General features: G+C 52.1%; 16 protein-coding genes and 4 tRNA genes. 8 read left to right on the top strand and 12 right to left on the bottom strand.

All coding sequences use genetic code 11. From position 1 onward, the window contains the following. Window positions 1-5 precede the first annotated feature (5 nt). Genes uvrB through ACT3TF_RS11625 form a run of 3 tightly spaced genes read right to left on the bottom strand, consistent with a single transcriptional unit; the run spans window position 6 to window position 2,673 of the window. A complete protein-coding gene (uvrB, locus tag ACT3TF_RS11635) occupies window positions 6-2,030 on the bottom strand; it encodes an excinuclease ABC subunit UvrB (protein WP_444672252.1) in 2,025 nt (674 codons plus the stop codon). 38 nt (window positions 2,031-2,068) lie between these two features. Then, the gene (locus tag ACT3TF_RS11630) at window positions 2,069-2,476 is read right to left on the bottom strand and encodes an OsmC family protein (protein WP_096280122.1); all 408 of its coding nucleotides are present in this window, start codon (window positions 2,474-2,476) and stop codon (window positions 2,069-2,071) included. Beyond that, window positions 2,476-2,673, bottom strand: a complete 198-nt coding sequence (locus tag ACT3TF_RS11625) for a hypothetical protein (protein WP_096280124.1) — start codon at window positions 2,671-2,673, stop codon at window positions 2,476-2,478. Before ACT3TF_RS11625 ends, ACT3TF_RS11630 begins: the two co-directional genes overlap by 1 nt. Window positions 2,674-2,844: 171 nt before the next feature. On the opposite strand from ACT3TF_RS11625, the gene ygfZ reads away from it, so the two are divergent. Beyond that, window positions 2,845-3,816, top strand: coding sequence for a CAF17-like 4Fe-4S cluster assembly/insertion protein YgfZ (ygfZ, locus tag ACT3TF_RS11620; protein WP_444625462.1), 972 nt, complete (start codon window positions 2,845-2,847; stop codon window positions 3,814-3,816). On the opposite strand, the gene ACT3TF_RS11615 is transcribed toward ygfZ, so the two are convergent. From ACT3TF_RS11615 to ACT3TF_RS11585, 7 genes are all read right to left on the bottom strand, one after another. Continuing rightward, window positions 3,813-4,586, bottom strand: coding sequence for a TatD family hydrolase (locus tag ACT3TF_RS11615; RefSeq protein ID WP_444625463.1), 774 nt, complete (start codon window positions 4,584-4,586; stop codon window positions 3,813-3,815). The genes ygfZ and ACT3TF_RS11615 overlap by 4 nt on opposite strands. Before the next feature lie 14 nt (window positions 4,587-4,600). Then, complete coding sequence (locus ACT3TF_RS11610; RefSeq protein WP_441683707.1) at window positions 4,601-6,190, bottom strand: peptide chain release factor 3; 1,590 nt, start codon at window positions 6,188-6,190, stop codon at window positions 4,601-4,603. A 245-nt stretch (window positions 6,191-6,435) separates the two neighbouring features. Next, window positions 6,436-7,677, bottom strand: coding sequence for an NAD(P)/FAD-dependent oxidoreductase (locus tag ACT3TF_RS11605; RefSeq protein WP_096280133.1), 1,242 nt, complete (start codon window positions 7,675-7,677; stop codon window positions 6,436-6,438). A gap of 317 nt (window positions 7,678-7,994) precedes the next feature. After that, window positions 7,995-8,069, bottom strand: a tRNA-His gene (locus ACT3TF_RS11600). Window positions 8,070-8,097: 28 nt separating this feature from the next. Then, a tRNA-His gene (locus ACT3TF_RS11595) sits at window positions 8,098-8,172 on the bottom strand. 71 nt (window positions 8,173-8,243) lie between these two features. After that, a tRNA-Arg gene (locus tag ACT3TF_RS11590) sits at window positions 8,244-8,320 on the bottom strand. An 89-nt stretch (window positions 8,321-8,409) separates the two neighbouring features. Continuing rightward, window positions 8,410-8,486 (bottom strand) — tRNA-Pro (locus ACT3TF_RS11585). A 224-nt stretch (window positions 8,487-8,710) separates the two neighbouring features. On the opposite strand from ACT3TF_RS11585, the gene folD reads away from it, so the two are divergent. Both folD and mtnN read left to right on the top strand, forming a co-directional pair. Then, entirely contained in the window at window positions 8,711-9,571 is an 861-nt protein-coding gene (gene folD / locus ACT3TF_RS11580; protein ID WP_096280136.1) for a bifunctional methylenetetrahydrofolate dehydrogenase/methenyltetrahydrofolate cyclohydrolase FolD, read from the top strand. Between the two features lie 48 nt (window positions 9,572-9,619). After that, entirely contained in the window at window positions 9,620-10,330 is a 711-nt protein-coding gene (mtnN, locus tag ACT3TF_RS11575; protein ID WP_096280138.1) for a 5'-methylthioadenosine/S-adenosylhomocysteine nucleosidase, read from the top strand. 75 nt (window positions 10,331-10,405) lie between these two features. Here the strand turns inward: mtnN and pyrC are convergent, their stop codons facing one another. Then, a complete protein-coding gene (pyrC, locus tag ACT3TF_RS11570) occupies window positions 10,406-11,443 on the bottom strand; it encodes a dihydroorotase (protein WP_441683710.1) in 1,038 nt (345 codons plus the stop codon). A 179-nt stretch (window positions 11,444-11,622) separates the two neighbouring features. Here pyrC and ACT3TF_RS11565 point away from each other — a divergent pair, with 179 nt between their 5' ends. From ACT3TF_RS11565 to ACT3TF_RS11555, 3 genes are read left to right on the top strand one after another with little or no spacing between them, the layout of a single operon-like run. Beyond that, window positions 11,623-12,039 carry a hypothetical protein gene (locus ACT3TF_RS11565; RefSeq protein ID WP_096280142.1) on the top strand — a complete coding sequence of 139 codons (417 nt, stop codon included), beginning with the start codon at window positions 11,623-11,625 and terminating at the stop codon, window positions 12,037-12,039. A gap of 7 nt (window positions 12,040-12,046) precedes the next feature. Further along, window positions 12,047-13,318 (top strand): ATP-binding protein, encoded by a 1,272-nt coding sequence (locus ACT3TF_RS11560; protein ID WP_441683712.1) that lies wholly within the window; start codon window positions 12,047-12,049, stop codon window positions 13,316-13,318. Between the two features lie 44 nt (window positions 13,319-13,362). Beyond that, the gene (locus ACT3TF_RS11555; RefSeq protein ID WP_096280147.1) at window positions 13,363-13,902 is read left to right on the top strand and encodes a response regulator transcription factor; all 540 of its coding nucleotides are present in this window, start codon (window positions 13,363-13,365) and stop codon (window positions 13,900-13,902) included. 53 nt (window positions 13,903-13,955) lie between these two features. On the opposite strand, the gene ACT3TF_RS11550 is transcribed toward ACT3TF_RS11555, so the two are convergent. Next, window positions 13,956-14,729 (bottom strand): 3-hydroxybutyrate dehydrogenase, encoded by a 774-nt coding sequence (locus tag ACT3TF_RS11550; protein WP_444672251.1) that lies wholly within the window; start codon window positions 14,727-14,729, stop codon window positions 13,956-13,958. A 222-nt stretch (window positions 14,730-14,951) separates the two neighbouring features. On the opposite strand from ACT3TF_RS11550, the gene ACT3TF_RS11545 reads away from it, so the two are divergent. Then, window positions 14,952-15,215 carry a GrxA family glutaredoxin gene (locus ACT3TF_RS11545; RefSeq protein ID WP_096280151.1) on the top strand — a complete coding sequence of 88 codons (264 nt, stop codon included), beginning with the start codon at window positions 14,952-14,954 and terminating at the stop codon, window positions 15,213-15,215. A gap of 255 nt (window positions 15,216-15,470) precedes the next feature. After that, on the top strand, window positions 15,471-16,238 hold the full coding sequence (locus ACT3TF_RS11540) for a DUF1338 domain-containing protein (protein WP_444672250.1): 768 nt from the start codon (window positions 15,471-15,473) through the stop codon (window positions 16,236-16,238). The last annotated feature ends 53 nt before the right edge of the window (window positions 16,239-16,291 follow it).

Raw genomic sequence — 16,291 nt, 5'->3', positions numbered from 1 at the left:
GTCTCCTATCCCAATACCAGCTGTTTTTCCTTCATTTGATGCAGCTGGTCGCGAAGACGCGCCGCCTCTTCAAACTCCAGATTTTGCGCTGCTTCAAACATTGCATCTTCGAGCTTGTTAATCGCACCCAAGAGATCTTGCTTACTCATACTGGCGATATCATAGTCAGCGGCTGACTCAGCTACTTTGCGCTCATTACCGCGGCGGCGGCTGCTTTTCTTACCAGGCGCTTGCGCCGCTTCAAGAATATCGGCGACCGAACGAGTCACCGTTGTCGGCGTAATACCATGCTCTTCGTTATGCTCTGTTTGCTTAGCGCGCCGCCTATCCGTTTCATCAATGGCCTTGCGCATTGAGTCCGTAATACGGTCCCCGTACAAAATAGCTTTACCATTAGCATTACGGGCAGCGCGGCCGATGGTCTGTATCAACGAGCGCTCAGAGCGCAAGAAGCCCTCTTTATCGGCATCCAAAATTGCCACGAGCGATACTTCCGGAATATCGAGACCTTCGCGTAACAGGTTTATACCTACTAGCACGTCAAACTTACCTAAGCGCAAATCGCGGATAATCTCTACCCGCTCCACAGTGTCGATGTCAGAGTGTAAGTAACGCACTCGAATGCCGTGCTCATCAAAGTAATCCGTGAGATCTTCTGACATACGCTTGGTAAGAGTGGTGACCAAAACGCGCTCACCCACGGCGGTGCGCAGTCCAATCTCCGAGAGCAGATCATCTACCTGAGTGCTGGCTGGGCGCACCTCAATTTCAGGGTCTAGCAGTCCGGTGGGACGTACCACTTGGTCAACCGTCTGACCGGTGTGCTCGGCTTCATAACGGCCTGGGGTGGCGGAGACAAAAATAGTCTGCGGTGAAATCGCCTCCCACTCTTCAAACTTCATGGGCCGATTATCCAGCGCTGAGGGCAGTCGAAAACCGTACTCGACCAGTGTTTCTTTACGCGAACGATCGCCTTTATACATCCCACCGACCTGCGGCACGCTGACGTGAGATTCATCGATAAACAGCAGTGCGTCGTCTGGTAAATAGTCGAAGAAGGTCGGCGGCGGCTCGCCCGATGCACGCCCGGAAAGGTAGCGCGAGTAGTTTTCAATACCGTTGCAATAACCGAGTTCAAGCATCATTTCTATATCGTAAAGCGTGCGCTGCTCCAAACGCTGGGCCTCCACCAACCGCTCGTGTTTGCGCATCCACTCTAAACGCTCTTTGAGCTCCTCTTTAATGTCATCGATGGCGCCTAAAATCGTTTCCCGTGGCGTAACGTAGTGCGATTTTGGGTAGATGGTCATTCGCGCCACCTCGCCATGGACGGCACCGGTTAGCGGATCAAACATGCGAATCGTGTCGATTTCATTGTCGAACAGCTCGATTCGCACCGCCTCTTCTTCAGAATCAGCGGGGAAGACATCGATGACGTCGCCACGAACTCGGTAAGTGCCGCGCCGGAAATCCATATCATTGCGGGTGTACTGTAGCTCGGCCAAGCGGCGTAAAAAGGCGCGCTGGTCAATCAGTTCACCGCGGGAGAAATGAAGGCGCATTTTCAGGTATTGCTCGGGATCACCCAGGCCGTAAATAGCCGACACGGACACCACAATTAGCGCATCACGGCGCTCAAGCAGCGCCTTGGTGGCTGAAAGACGCATCTGCTCAATATGGTCATTAATCGACGCATCTTTCTCGATAAACGTATCGGATGCCGCCACATAGGCTTCAGGCTGATAATAATCGTAGTAGGAGACGAAATACTCAACCGCGTTATCAGGAAAAAAAGACTTAAACTCACCGTAAAGCTGGGCAGCGAGCGTCTTATTTGGCGCCATGACAATCGTTGGGCGCTGCTGCTGCTCAACCACATTCGCCATAGTGAAGGTTTTACCCGACCCCGTAACCCCGAGCAGTGTCTGATGGGCAAGCCCTGATTCCAGGCCACTAATCAGCCCTTTAATAGCGGCGGGCTGATCGCCAGCAGGCTGAAATTTAGACTGCAATCGAAAGGCTTTGCTCATCGTGACTCCAAAACAAGGGGGAATTAGCTAAAAACAAACTAAACAAGCCGCGTGGCGATCTCGACGGTGGACTCAGTCATCAAGCGCTGGATGGGGCAACGGTGGCTTATATCTTCCAGCCTGGCGCGCTGATCAGGATCATCAATACCCTGCAGCATTAATGCGACATCTAACTTATAGATACCTTTTTTTTCCTGGCTATCATCTCGCTGCACGGTGACGGTAATTCCCTCAAGCGACCACTCTTTACGCTTGGCGTACATCGACACTGTGATCGCCTTGCAAGTGCCTAAGGCAATATCAAAATAGTCATGGGGATCCGGTGCACTACCATCACCGCCAACAATGGCCGGCACATCGGCAAACATATCTTCTAAGCCATTGACCTCAATGCGCTGCCTAAAAACGTTGTTGCGTTCACTGATAATGGTAATCGGTATATGCATTAAGAAACCTTTACGCCCAGCTTAAGTTTTTCAATCGCGTTGATAAGCGTTTGACGCGTTGCCCGGCCATCCACGTCGGCGCCGTGCCTTCCCACCTCAGCACTGTCAACGCCTTCAAGCATCATAAGCGCCGTGGTGATTTTATTAACCTGTTCGACCGTTTTAACTTGCTGAAATGTTAATGATTGTTGCGCCATACCGTTTCCTTACCTGTTGGTCAACACCTGATAAACTGTGTAAAGCTGATATCAAATGAAGAGTTTAGCACGCTAATAGTGCCTTGCAATTGATGCCCTGCGCCCGCATTAAACGGCATATCAGTACGTATTTTATACGCTGGCACCTTACCATTTTCTTTAGGAGTTTTTATGGCGACCGTTCCCTCTAGAACCCCCGCCCTTGGCTGCGTCCGCCTAACCCATTTAGCGGCACTGGATGTAAAAGGCGTCGATGCAGAAAAATTCCTTCAAGGACAAACCAGCGCTCAGGTCAGCCTGGCTGATGGACGCTTTGCGCCACTCACCTGTTTCTGTACGCCAAAAGGGCGAATGCTAGCTAATGCCCAACTACTGCGGTTGAGCAATGAGCATTTCCGCCTGCTGCTGAGCACAACATTAGTCGATAGCTTAGCCAGTCATCTTAAAAAATTCGCTGCTTTTTATCGTGCGGAACTGATTATGCAGCCTCATCTAACCTTCATCGGTGCCAGCGAGGGTGCTCAGGCACTGGCGGACCAGCTCGGGCTGCAGCTTCCCGACAACGTCTGCACCCACTTTAACAGCGAGCAGGCTCTAAGTTTGCAGTGCCTAGGTGAGACACCGCGCTTTATATTCTGTTTCGACAACGCCAACAATGACGCTACCGTGGTCTTACAAGATGACGATGCGGGCCGCAATGCTTGGCAGCTTGAAGATATTCGCAGTGGCTTAGCGTGGCTAACCGATGCTCAGCAGGATCACTTCCTGCCCCAGATGATAAATTGGGAAGCGCTTGGCGGGATTAGCTTTAAAAAGGGTTGCTACACCGGCCAAGAAGTCGTCGCGAGAGCACACTTCCGGGGCCAGGTTAAAAAGCGCCTGATGCGCGTCAGCGTCGAGACAAAAGCGCTGCCAGAAGCGGGCGCCAGCCTGGTTAATAGTGACGACAAATCGGTAGGCGAAGTGGTGATCAGTGCGTCGGACTCGCTAGGTGGCATTGAGCTGCTGGCGGTAATGAGCACTAAAATCGCCGAAGAAATGACACCCATCTTTTTGTCCGGACTACCCGCCACCCTTTTACCGCTGCCCTACCCGATTGAACGCGTAGATCCCGAGCAGCTAGCGGTCAGCCTTAACAGCTAAGGCTGCATGCACGGCAACCCAAATAGCGTTGCGGCGACAGCACTGGTCTGTCCCGCGACCTGCTCGGCTGTTTGCTCGCGCAGCCTCGCCACCGCACGGCACACATCGACTAGCCTACTTGGCTCATTGCGCATGCCCTGGCAGCCATTTAATGGCATATCGGGGCTATCGGTTTCGAGCATAAAGGCGTCATCGGGTAGTGCTTTTACCATGCGCTGTAATCGCTTGGCGCGCCCATAGGTCACTGCCCCACCTAAGCCTAGCTTGAAACCAAGCGCTAAAAACTTCTGAGCTTGCTCAATTGAACCTGAAAAAGCGTGAATCAGACCTGCTTTAGGCAGCGAAAACTGACCAAGGCGCTTAGCAACGGTGTCATTAGCATGCACACAGTGCACCACGACAGGCAAAGAGTGCTTCTGAGCCAGCCTTAACTGAGCATCAAAGTAGTGCCATTGGGCATCAATAGTCGCTTCAAAGCGAGCATCAATACCGCACTCGCCCACCGCCACGATTTCTGGATGCTTAATGAATAGTTGATCAAGCGCGGCAAGGTCCGCTTCCTGATGCTGCGCCACAAAGTAAGGATGCAAGCCCACGCATGCCGACGTATCATCGCGCTCGGCCAGCGCCAGCACATGCTGCCAGCGCTCTCGGGTCGTACCAGGAATGACAAAGTGCGAAACGCCCACCGCCTTCGCGGCCTCAAACACCTCTGCTCGGTCATGATCGAACTGAGGGAAGTCGAGATGGCAGTGAGCATCAATCAGCATAGACATATAAAAAACTAGTGCTCGCGCGTAGGCTGAAAGCGGATGTCTGGCCAACGCTCTTGGGTCATTTGAAGGTTTACCCGAGTCGGTGCAATGTAGGTCAGATAGCCCCCCCCATCGATCGCCAAGTTGGTGCTGGCCTTACGCTTGAATTCTTCTAGCTTCTTGGCGTCTTCACAGTAGATCCAGCGCGCCGTTTGTACATTGACCCCTTCGTACAGACAGTCGACCTTGTATTCTTCCTTCAGACGATGGGCAACAACATCAAACTGCAGAGTACCTACGGCACCGAGAATCAGATCGTTATTATCCATCGGCATAAAGACCTGCGTTGCGCCTTCTTCAGAAAGCTGCTGCAAGCCTTTTTGAAGTGCTTTCATCTTCAGAGGGTCTTTTAACCGCACGCGCTTAAAGAGTTCAGGAGCAAAGTGAGGAATGCCGGTAAAGCGCATATCTTCGCCAACGGTAAACGTATCGCCTATCTGAATAGTCCCGTGGTTGTGCAGACCGATAATATCGCCGGGCCAAGCTTCTTCCACGTGTGAGCGATCAGAAGCCATGAACGTCAGCGCATCGGCAATCTTAACGTCTTTACCAGTACGCACGTGGCGCATCTTCATGTTCTTTTCGTACTTGCCAGAACATACCCGCAAGAAGGCAATACGGTCCCGGTGATTGGGATCCATGTTGGCCTGAATCTTAAACACAAAGCCGGTAAATCGATCATCATCCGCAATGACGTCACGCGTGTCGGTTTGATGCGCTTGGGGCGGCGGTGCGTACTCAACAAAACCGTCAAGCATTTCGCGCACGCCAAAGTTGCCCATAGCAGTGCCGAAATAAACGGGCGATAAATCGCCACGGCGATAAGCCTCAAGATCAAACTCATGAGAAGCGCCACGAACCAGCTCAACTTCCATGCGCAGCTCTTCGGCCTGCTCTTCTCCCAGCGCCGCATCTACCTCGGGGCTATGCAGGCCTTCAATGCGCTTATCATCAGGAATTCGGCTACCCTGGCCCTGAGTGTAGAGATGGATGACGTCGTTATAAAGATGATAAACGCCCTTGAAGTGACGCCCCATACCAATTGGCCAGGTCATTGGCGCACACTGGATATTCAGAACCGTTTCTACTTCATCCATGACTTCAATAGGGTCACGGGTATCGCGGTCCATCTTATTGATAAACGTTAAGATCGGTGTGGTACGTAGCCGACATACCTCCATCAGCTTGATGGTGCGATCTTCAACGCCTTTAGCACCATCAATTATCATTAACGCAGAGTCGACCGCCGTTAGCGTGCGGTAGGTATCTTCAGAGAAGTCTTCGTGTCCGGGCGTATCCAATAGATTGACGATGCGCCCCCCGTAAGGAAACTGCATCACCGAGGTCGTTACTGAAATACCCCGCTCCTGCTCCATTTTCATCCAGTCCGAGGTGGCGTGGCGGTCATTACGCTTACTCTTAACCGAGCCGGCTAGCTGGATGGCGTTTCCAAACAGCAGCATTTTTTCGGTGATCGTGGTTTTACCGGCGTCGGGGTGCGAGATAATAGCGAATGTCCTGCGAAGCTCAGCTTCACGGGCTAAATGAGTGTCTTTCATTGTGCCTCTTTAAATATGTAGTCTCAGCGCAGCCTTCTATTTAACGATCACCGCGCGTTGAGCAATGTCTATTGCGCTAATTGTACCGCCTGGAGACTGCTGTTGTCGCGGGTGGCGTCAAGGTCGCATCACCTAATAGATGGTCAAAAAAAACGCTGACAGAGTCAGCGTTTTTAAAATACTTATTTGAAGTACTTACCGATAAATACCCGACATGGCACTAATCAATGCTTGAACGCCGGTGTTTAGAAGCGGTCTGCACGAAACGGCGCCATATCAACAGCCGTCTCTTTGCCTTCCATCATATCCGCCAGCAGCTGGCCCGTGGCTGGACCTAGGGTAAACCCTTGATGCCCATGGCCAAAAGCGAGCCATAGGCCGGGGTGACGCGGAGCAGGACCAATAATCGGCTTCATGTCGGGAAGACAAGGCCGCGCGCCTTTCCAAGGAGCTTCATCACGTCGCTCGCCTAACGGAAATACGCTGCGGGCTACTTTTTCTGCAGCATCGAGCTGCTTAGCATCGGCTAGCGCCTCTAAACGATCCAGCTGTGCCCCCGTTGTTAGCCGCACACCCGCATTCATTGGCGCAAGCAAGTAGCCAACCTCTGCATCCATTAACCAGTAATTGAGCTTAGCCGGTGTCTGCGTGGCGTAATGCATGTGATAACCACGCTTCACGAAGGTGGGGAAGCGATAACCCAGTTCTTTTAGCCAATTACCCGCCCAAGGGCCTAACGCGACGACGACATTATCTGCTTCAATCGTTTCAGATGGCGTTTTTACCTGCCATCGATCACCAATTTGCTGAACCGACTGAATATCCGCCTGCACAATACGCCCACCGTCGCGGTTAAACGCTTGTGCGTACGCTGCCACCAAAGCGCCAGGGTCAGCCACGGTCCATGAGTCAAGCCAGTGAATTGCACCCACAATGTTACCGCTCAGCGCAGGCTCTTTGACTATAAGTGCTGCTCGATCCAATTCTTCAAATTGAACGCCATAAAGGCGTCTCGCCTCTTCGGCATCTTTTAATCGAGCCACCAGCTTTTCAGGAGTACGGTAGAGCTCAAGCCACCCATCCCTGCGCACTAGGTGCTCTGCCCCAGCGGCCTCAATCATGGGCCCATGAGTTTTGAGCGCCAACTGGATCAACGATGCGTACTCCGGCACGATTTTTTGGTAAGCCTTAGGAGCTGAGTTCATCCAGTAGCGCAACAGTGGAGAGGCGGCATTTATCATACCCGCTAGGCGATAGCGAATATCTACTCTGCGGTTGGGCAAGACGCTTAGCAGCGTTTTAATATCACGCGGGAAAGGATAAGGCCTGACGGCTTCACGCTGAATAATACCGGCATTGCCAAAGGAAGTTTCTCGACCCGGCTCAAGGCGATCCACCAGGGTGACATCATGCCCGCGCTGACGCAGATGCCAGGCAATACAGACACCCACCATGCCTGCCCCCAAAACAACCGTTTGACGCGCCATCGCGATCCACTCCCTTTGCGAATTAGGAATTACTATTACCAGCAGAGGTTAAAAAATAACTTATTGAAAAATATCACTAAACAAAGGGCTTTGACAGAGCTTAAAACTCTTTTTTAACCCGCATAATTAGCAATTAATGCTACCAAAGCATGGAGAATCGCTATTGCTACTGTAGACAAGCTAGCCAACATCATTTTTTCTCGGCGCATTTTTGCTCTTGATGTAAAAGACGAAAAATCGAAAAACAGAAACGCAAAAAACCCAATTAAGGGCATCAAGAAAAAAAAGAGTAAGAGTAAGAAAGGAAAATATAGAAATGGGGTGGATGATGGGGCTTGAACCCACGACCACCGGAATCACAATCCGGGGCTCTACCACTGAGCTACACCCACCACAACCTAAAAACGCAAATATTGTCACTGGGGTGGATGATGGGATTTGAACCCACGACCACCGGAATCACAATCCGGGGCTCTACCCCTGAGCTACACCCACCAAAGACAATCTTACGTAAAACAAGCGTGATTGAAGATAGGATTCTGACAGGTTAATACCACTGAATACGGTGGCACGCCCAGCAGGAATCGAACCCGCAACCTACGGCTTAGAAGGCCGTTGCTCTATCCGGTTGAGCTATGGGCGCACAAAGAGCATCCAAAAATAAGAATACTGATGAGCACTAGACCACAACCAATGCTTTAGAAAACAAGCTATCAGCTTTCACGTTAGGTGTGGTCGGGATGGAGGGATTCGAACCCCCGACATCCTGCTCCCAAAGCAGGCGCGCTACCAGACTGCGCTACATCCCGATTCTATCACCCTAGACGCTACCGCTTTGCCCGTCCAAGCGAGGCATATATTACTATTTTTAAATTTAAAGTCAACAACTAAACGGGTTATTCGTTAAGTCGCTTTGCCTGGATGCCCTAGCATGCGAAAATTGCCGCCTTTAAAAGCGTGCCGTTACATCAGCATGACGATGCATAGCCCTTATTAACGTCACCCTTATCAACGTCCACAGGGATTCCAGAACATGACCGCCCAACTAATCGATGGCAAATCCATCGCTGCTACTGTCCGCCAACAGGTTGCCGAAAAAGTCGCCGCACGCCGACAAGCAGGTTTACGGGCACCGGGACTAGCCGTTGTTGTGGTTGGAGATGATCCCGCCTCTCAAGTCTATGTCAATAATAAGCATCGCGCCTGCGAGCAAGCCGGTATTGTCTCGCTTCAGCACGCCCTGCCAACCAACACGTCACAGCATGAGTTAGAAGCGCTTGTCGACCAGCTCAATAGCGATCCGAACATAGATGGCATATTGGTGCAGCTACCGCTGCCTAAGCATCTTGATGCTGGGCCTATCTTAGAGCGCATTCGACCCGATAAAGATATTGATGGCTTTCACCCGTATAACATCGGTCGTTTAGCGCAGCGTATGCCTGCGCTACGCCCCTGCACCCCTAAAGGCATTATGACGCTGCTCGCTCAAAGCGATATAGCCTTACGCGGCCTAGATGCCACCGTGGTGGGCGCATCTAATATCGTTGGTCGCCCAATGGCGTTAGAACTTATGTTAGCGGGCTGCACCACGACCGTATGCCATCGCTTTACGCAAAACCTTGCCGAGCACGTCAGCCGCGCCGACATATTAGTTGTGGCTGTCGGCAAACCGGGCCTGGTTAAGGGTGAATGGATAAAGCCTGGCGCTGTCGTCATTGATGTAGGCATTAACCGCCAAGAAAACGGCACGCTAATCGGTGATATCGATTTCGCAGTGGCAGCCGAACGAGCAAGCTTCATCACGCCGGTGCCTGGCGGCGTTGGCCCGATGACGGTAGCGACGCTGCTTGAAAACACGCTAGAGGCGGCAGAGCAACACGACCTAACGCAGTAATCACGACGTCCAGGACGGCATTCCCCTTTTACTCAGGAGCATTGTGCAGTGAAGCGCATTGGTATTATTGGCGCGATGGCGCAAGAGGTTGACGCCTTAGTCAGCCAGCTAGAAGACGCTCAACGCTATGAACACGCAGGCTTTGTATTTCATACGGGCAAACGCTATGGCCTTGAAGTCATCGTACTGTTATCGGGCATTGGCAAAGTAAACGCCGCGGTAGGTACGGCAATTTTGCTCGAACGCCATCAGCCCGATGCCGTCATTAACACCGGTTCAGCAGGCGGATTTGCTGCTGATTTAGCCATTGGCGATGTCATCATTTCAGAAGAAGTACGCCATCACGACGTTGATGCCGTGGTATTTGGCTACGAAATAGGCCAGGTGCCGGGCATGCCCGCCGCCTACCTCGCTGATACGCAGCTTCGCGGTATTGCTCGTAACGCTATCGCCTCGCTAGGCGAGGTTCAGGTACGTGAAGGTTTGATTGCTACCGGTGACGCCTTTATGGCTGACCCTGCGCGCGTCGAAGCTACTCGGGCTCAGTTTCCTACGATGCTGGCCGTCGAGATGGAGGGCGCCGCCATTGGGCAAACGTGCCATCTTTATCAATGCCCGTTTGTGGTCATTCGTGCCCTTTCTGATATTCCTGGCAGCGGTGACAACCATCTTTCATTTGATCAGTTCTTAGAAGTAGCGGCCGATCACTCATCACGCATGGTCGATCAAATGCTTCAACAGCTGGGCAACGCCGATTAACGGCAACAATATAGCGCTCGCTGATTAAAGCCACTTCTACCGTCGGCAGCGTGGCCGACGGTATAACGGTTAAGCCTACGCCTTGACTGCCCAGCTAAGCGTCTCGCCCGCTAAAAGCGGAACAATTTGCTCGCCCTGCGCATAAGGATAGCTTTCAGGCAAACGCCACTCACGCCGCTCCAGCGTGATGCGGTCAGCATTCGGCGAAAGGCCGTAAAAACGCGGGCCATTAAGGCTTGCAAAGCCTTCCAGCTTGTCCAGCGCATTCATCTCGTCAAAAGCCGTTGCGTAAAGCTCAATGGCTGCAGGCGCTGTGTAAGCACCGGCACAGCCACAGCTTGACTCTTTAGCATCCTGCGAATGCGGTGCGCTATCGGTGCCGAGAAAGAACTTATGACTACCGCTCGTGGCCGCTTTTAACAGCGCCTGACGATGCTGCTCACGCTTCAAAATGGGCAGGCAATAATAATGCGGGCGAATACCGCCCACCAGCATTTTATTACGATTAAACAACAGGTGATGCACCGTAATAGTGGCGGCCACATTATCCGGCGCTTGAACGACAAACTCTGCCGCCTGCTGGGTAGTAATATGCTCAAACACCACCTTCAGTGCCGGATGGCGTTCCAGCAGCGGCTTCATAACCTTCTCAATGAACACTGCTTCACGGTCAAAAATATCAATTTGCGCATCGGTCACTTCACCATGCACTAGCAAAGGCATACCGACCTTCACCATCATCGCAATCGCTGCGTCGCAGTGCGCCAAATCGGTGACACCAGAGTCGGAATTGGTCGTTGCGCCAGCCGGATAAAGCTTCACTGCTTTGACAATACCACTTTGTGCAGCACGCTCGATCTCCTCGGGGGGCGTGGTATCGGTGAGATACAGCACCATCAAAGGCTCGAAAGTGCTACCCACTGGCAAGGCTTCTAAAATACGCTGGCGGTATTCAAGCGCTTGAATAGTAGTAGTCACCGGCGGCGTTAGATTTGGCATAATGATCGCGCGCCCCATCTGAGCGGCGGTATGTCCTACAACGGCTTTTAATGCGCCATCGTCACGTAAATGAAGATGCCAATCATCTGGGCGAGTCAGAGTTACAGTGTCCATGGCAAGTCCTGTGCTGAAGTAAAGTCGCTAAAACAAGGGTACGCACAGTATACGCAATTAGCCGTGTGGATAAATCCACTCTTCAAGCCCCCACAGCCTTGCTCAAGTGTCGTATCATGACCACACTTTTACACTGACTGTTTTCACAAGCAGGTTTATCGGCAAGGATCGGATTGTTTATGCAGAACGTGCGTCGCTATGCAGACATTATTGCCAGCCTAGAAGGACTGATGTGGCTTAGTCTCGCCTGGTCTATTTCGCTGTCTGTCCATATCGGCAGCACTGAACCCACGCTTGCCATACTGTTGGTGATCGGCGCTCTGGTGGTTTTTAGCTGGGCTCACCGGCCACTGCGCTACTTACTGCACCGCTATCATATTCGCAAACGGCGCACCGATATGTGGATACATATTTTAGCACTACCGCTCTTACTCGCAATGTTCTTCCACATTATGCTCGCTGCTTTGCTGAGTAGTGCCTGGCTGCCGCCTAAAATGCTGCTGTTTAATATACTGGCCTCTGCCGGCTGGGCAACCTATGTGATGACGCTGTTTATCAAGTTTGTCATTCACGGTTTAAAAGCCAAAACGAAGTAAACGTATCATGCAAACCGCCCTTCCTCTTCCGCTGTCCACACCCAACCGTAACTTGGTGAGACTCACCATGGTACGTGGCATCACCTGGACAGGCTTTTTAATCGCCATCATTGTCGGCGTTGAACTGCTGGCCTTCGACTTACCGGTCACTCCTGTTGTCGGCGTAGTCATTGCCATGGGCGCGCTCAACATTGCCACCTGGTGGCGCCTGGGACGCCCTCGAGCGGTGACGCATATTGAGTACCTACTGCACTTACTCGCTGACATCACCGGTTTGACGCTGCTGTTTTACTTTTCGGGTGGCTCTACCAACCCCTTTATTAATTATTACTTAGTGCCTATTACCATTGCGGCAGCCACCCTACCTTGGCGCCATGCATGGATCATTGCCGCGTGCTCGATGGCCGGCTATACGTTTTTAATGTTTTTGTATCATCCGATTCATCAACTGGGGCATATTAATAGCGACGATCTGCTTAACCTGCACGTGCTTGGCATGTGGCTTAATTTCGGCCTGTCTGCAGGACTCGTGACTTTCTTTATTTATAAAATGGCCCACGCCCTGCGCAGCCGTGACCAAGCGCTGTCGCGCACGCGTGAAGCCGCGCTGCGAAACGAACAGGTTCTGGCGGTGGCCACTCAAGCCGCGGGCACTGCGCATGAACTGGGAACACCGCTGTCTACTATGGCCATTCTACTCAAAGAAATGCAGGGTGACGCCCCTACCAACTCAGTGCTACATGAAGACATCGTGCTACTACGCCAGCAGGTGGACGTATGCAAATCACGCTTACAAAATTTAGTGCTAAATGCTGATCGTCGGCGGATGGCTGAACCTGAAGTGCTTGATGCTGAAACATGGCTAGCAGGAGTGGTACAGCGCTGGCTAGTGCTGCGGCCAGACGTGAACCACCTGTTTAGCGTGACCGAGAAGCGTGGGCGCCCCTGGTTAGCGGTCGATGCCACTCTTGACCAAGCGCTCATGAACTTACTCAACAACGCCGCTGATGCAAACCCGGACCAAGTTGCGATCCGCCTAGACTGGCAGGGCGATAATGTGGTGATTGATATTCGCGACCATGGCCCCGGCGTTGCCATGTCGATTGCCGACCAGTTAGGCGAAACCTTCGTTTCTACTAAAAGCAAAGGGATGGGGATCGGCTTATTTTTAACGCATGCCACCATCAACCGCTTTGGCGGCGGTGTGAGCCTGTACAATCACCCCGAAGGAGGTACGCTGACAGAAGTAACGCTACCTCGCTGCGCGGCGCCTAATTAATCGACGCACGCTTAAAGCATCTCCAGCAATGGATTAAGGACATCATGCCAACTCAAGAGCAACGCCTGCTGATCATTGATGACGACGAAATGTTTTGTCATGTCTTAAATCGCGCACTCACGCGGCGCGGCTATAGCGTTACTGTTGCTCACGATGCGGAGCAGGCGATTACGATGGCCGCACAGCACTTGCCCACCATGGCGACTCTTGACCTGAAGCTTGAAAATAGTTCTGGCCTAAAGCTGCTGCCTGAACTGTTGGCTATCTCGCCCCATTGCCGCATCGTCGTGCTGACCGGTTATTCCAGCATTGCCACGGCGGTGGAAGCCATTAAGCTCGGCGCCGCAAACTACCTATGTAAACCGGTGGATGCAGACGATGTATTGATTGCTTTTGAGCGCCAAAGCGGTGATCCCGACATTGAACTGGCGGACAACCCTCCATCAATTAACCGCATTACTTGGGAACATATTCAAAAAGTGCTGCAAGAGCACGACGGCAATATATCTGCCACCGCTCGGGCATTAGGCATGCACCGTCGCACCCTTCAGCGTAAGCTTCAAAAACGCCCGGTACGTCGTTAGATTAACCACCGACGACCGTGCAAGATTGGCAGCGGACTGAAAGCTATGCGCGATTAGTGCGCCGTCCAGCCTAGATCAATATTAAAACTGGAGCCGGTGACGGCGCCCGCCGCATCAGAGGCCAGATAAGCGATTAACTGGGCAACCTCTTCAGGCTCGATTAAGCGCTTTATCGCAGCCTGTTTTAGCATTATTTTTTCGACAACATCCTGCTCATCCATGTTATTCAGCTTGGCCTGGTCGGCAATCTGATTATCCACTAGCGGCGTTTTCACATAGGCTGGGCAAACTGCATTTGCGGTAATACCTTGCTCCCCGCCTTCAAGCGCAGCCGTCTTAGTCAAACCAATCATCCCGTGCTTAGCACTGGTGTAAGCCGCTTTTCCCGGCGATGCCACCTGCGCATGGATTGACGCTACGTTAACAATTCGACCCCAGCCCTTTTTTCGCATGTGCGGCCATGCTGCCTGGGTCAGTAAAAATGGTGCGGTCAGCATTAAATCAATGATCTGGTGCCACTTCTCTTCGGGAAACGTCTCGATGGAGGCAACATGTTGAATACCCGCATTATTGACCAGTATATCGACACTACCAAAACGCTTGACCGCCTCAGTTACGGCCCCACGGCACGCATCCGGATTGCTCAGGTCGGCTTCATAAAACACAGCGCCCGCTTTTTCCGCAACAGCCTTTCCCGCTGGATTAAAATCTACCGCGAGCACCTGGTGCCCTAGCTTGCAAAAATGTTCCACCACAGCAGCACCGATACCACTGCTAGTACCGGTTACCAACGCAACACGCGGCGCGGTAGTCGCTTGAGAAGGCATAGGCATTTTCCTTTCGTCAGGGTTGATTGCGATGACATTTATCACTACAGAGTACTTACGGGCCGATAACCGTCAATTATAGCTAGCGTAGTGAGCGTCTATTGGCGAAAAGCGTTGGGCTCAGTCACAATAGGCGCTCATTTATCGCGTAACTAAGGCAACTTATCACGCAATTATTGCCTGTTAGCAGCCTGTCCAGCCTATCGTAAAGGAGTGCCATCTATGTTTGTGGTTATTTTTGGTCGAATGTCATGCCCTTTCTGCGTGCGTGCAAAGCATCTCGCGGAACACTTAGAAAAGGCCGGTAAAATTGAAGGTTACCGCTATGTCGACATGCCGTCCGAAGGCGTGACAAAAGAAGATATTGCCAAAACTGCGGGTAAGCCTATCCATACAGTACCTCAGGTGTTCGTCGATCAGGTACATGTTGGCGGCTTTACGGAGTTTGACCAGTTTGTGCGCGACAAACAGCTGCTAGCTGGTTAACGCTGGTCATTGTTGCCATGAACATTGTTGCCATGAACATTGTTGCCATGAACATTGTTGTCAGGAACATTGTTGTCAGGAACATTGTTGATATTAACATTATTGACATTAACCTAGTTTGTTCTCCGTCTTAAAAGCTTAGCGTTAAAACGTTCGTTAATACCCGTTGAACTCTTGCCTCTCGCACTTGCCTATAATGAGCAGTGACTCAACGGCTCACGCTAGGGTGCGCCGCTTTTGGGCAAGGAGTTCACCATGCAGCGTAATGAGTTTGTTCAGCAGCTGTGGCTTGACTATATACATACGCATTCCGACATCGGAGCGCTGAGGCTTTGGCCTCTCTCGACCACCGCCGACTACCTAACGTTAGTGACCCTTAATCATGGCCCTTTTGCCGCCACTGCCCTAACGGGAAGCTTGGCTCGTATGGGGTATCGACCAATCGGCCGCTATGCAATGGCTGACAAAGGCCTCCTGGTTAGCCTTTTAGCGCCGAGCGATGGCGGCAGTTGGCTGGTACTGGCCGAACTACAAATGGGCACGCTATCAAAGGCTCCACGCAAAGCGATCGAAGCGCTGGTACAGCAATCGCATCCACAGGACTGCAAAGGCCACAATTTGCTGTGCCGTGGCAGGCCCTGGCCCATGCCATCGTGGGAGCTTTATCAACAGTTGCTATCGGCTCATCCGCTTGCCGCTTGGCTGGCTGTTATGGGCCCGCGCTTGCATCATGCAGGCTTTGATTGCACGCAGCTGGGCGAGCCATTAATAGCTCTGGATCAAAAACTCCACGAGCTAGGCATGCCAGGTTTAAACGAGCATCAAAATGGTGTCTTTGCTATTTCGCCACTGCTTGACCACCGCTTCTACCCCACAACATCGCAAAAAGTAGTGTTTGGCGAGGGCGATGAGCATCGGGTTTGCCTAGGCGGCTTGTCGCTGGTTCAAACGCAAACTGAAAGCGCTCATGGCCGCATTGCTGAGGTACTTCTGCCTGATCACACCCGCTGCGAAATGGCGTAGACGTCGCCCTTAGCGAGCCCGCCTTACGCCATTCAAGTAATGTAAGCTACCCG

This window comes from Halomonas sp. AOP25-F1-15 (genome assembly GCF_052378675.1).
GTDB classification, from domain to species: domain Bacteria; phylum Pseudomonadota; class Gammaproteobacteria; order Pseudomonadales; family Halomonadaceae; genus Vreelandella; species Vreelandella casei.
This window is presented reverse-complemented; position numbering and strand designations above follow the sequence as displayed.

Bases quoted from the DNA above. Each gene is read 5' to 3' on its own strand.
- ACT3TF_RS11625 (WP_096280124.1), bottom strand. From the start codon at position 2,673: ATGGCGCAACAATCATTAACATTTCAGCAAGTTAAAACGGTCGAACAG.
- folD (WP_096280136.1), top strand. From the start codon at position 8,711: ATGACCGCCCAACTAATCGATGGCAAATCCATCGCTGCTACTGTCCGC.
- pyrC (WP_441683710.1), bottom strand. From the start codon at position 11,443: ATGGACACTGTAACTCTGACTCGCCCAGATGATTGGCATCTTCATTTA.
- ygfZ (WP_444625462.1), top strand. From the start codon at position 2,845: ATGGCGACCGTTCCCTCTAGAACCCCCGCCCTTGGCTGCGTCCGCCTA.
- ACT3TF_RS11540 (WP_444672250.1), top strand. From the start codon at position 15,471: ATGCAGCGTAATGAGTTTGTTCAGCAGCTGTGGCTTGACTATATACAT.
- ACT3TF_RS11630 (WP_096280122.1), bottom strand. From the start codon at position 2,476: ATGCATATACCGATTACCATTATCAGTGAACGCAACAACGTTTTTAGG.
- ACT3TF_RS11605 (WP_096280133.1), bottom strand. From the start codon at position 7,677: ATGGCGCGTCAAACGGTTGTTTTGGGGGCAGGCATGGTGGGTGTCTGT.
- ACT3TF_RS11555 (WP_096280147.1), top strand. From the start codon at position 13,363: ATGCCAACTCAAGAGCAACGCCTGCTGATCATTGATGACGACGAAATG.
- ACT3TF_RS11545 (WP_096280151.1), top strand. From the start codon at position 14,952: ATGTTTGTGGTTATTTTTGGTCGAATGTCATGCCCTTTCTGCGTGCGT.
- ACT3TF_RS11560 (WP_441683712.1), top strand. From the start codon at position 12,047: ATGCAAACCGCCCTTCCTCTTCCGCTGTCCACACCCAACCGTAACTTG.
- ACT3TF_RS11550 (WP_444672251.1), bottom strand. From the start codon at position 14,729: ATGCCTTCTCAAGCGACTACCGCGCCGCGTGTTGCGTTGGTAACCGGT.
- ACT3TF_RS11615 (WP_444625463.1), bottom strand. From the start codon at position 4,586: ATGCTGATTGATGCTCACTGCCATCTCGACTTCCCTCAGTTCGATCAT.
- ACT3TF_RS11565 (WP_096280142.1), top strand. From the start codon at position 11,623: ATGCAGAACGTGCGTCGCTATGCAGACATTATTGCCAGCCTAGAAGGA.
- uvrB (WP_444672252.1), bottom strand. From the start codon at position 2,030: ATGAGCAAAGCCTTTCGATTGCAGTCTAAATTTCAGCCTGCTGGCGAT.
- ACT3TF_RS11610 (WP_441683707.1), bottom strand. From the start codon at position 6,190: ATGAAAGACACTCATTTAGCCCGTGAAGCTGAGCTTCGCAGGACATTC.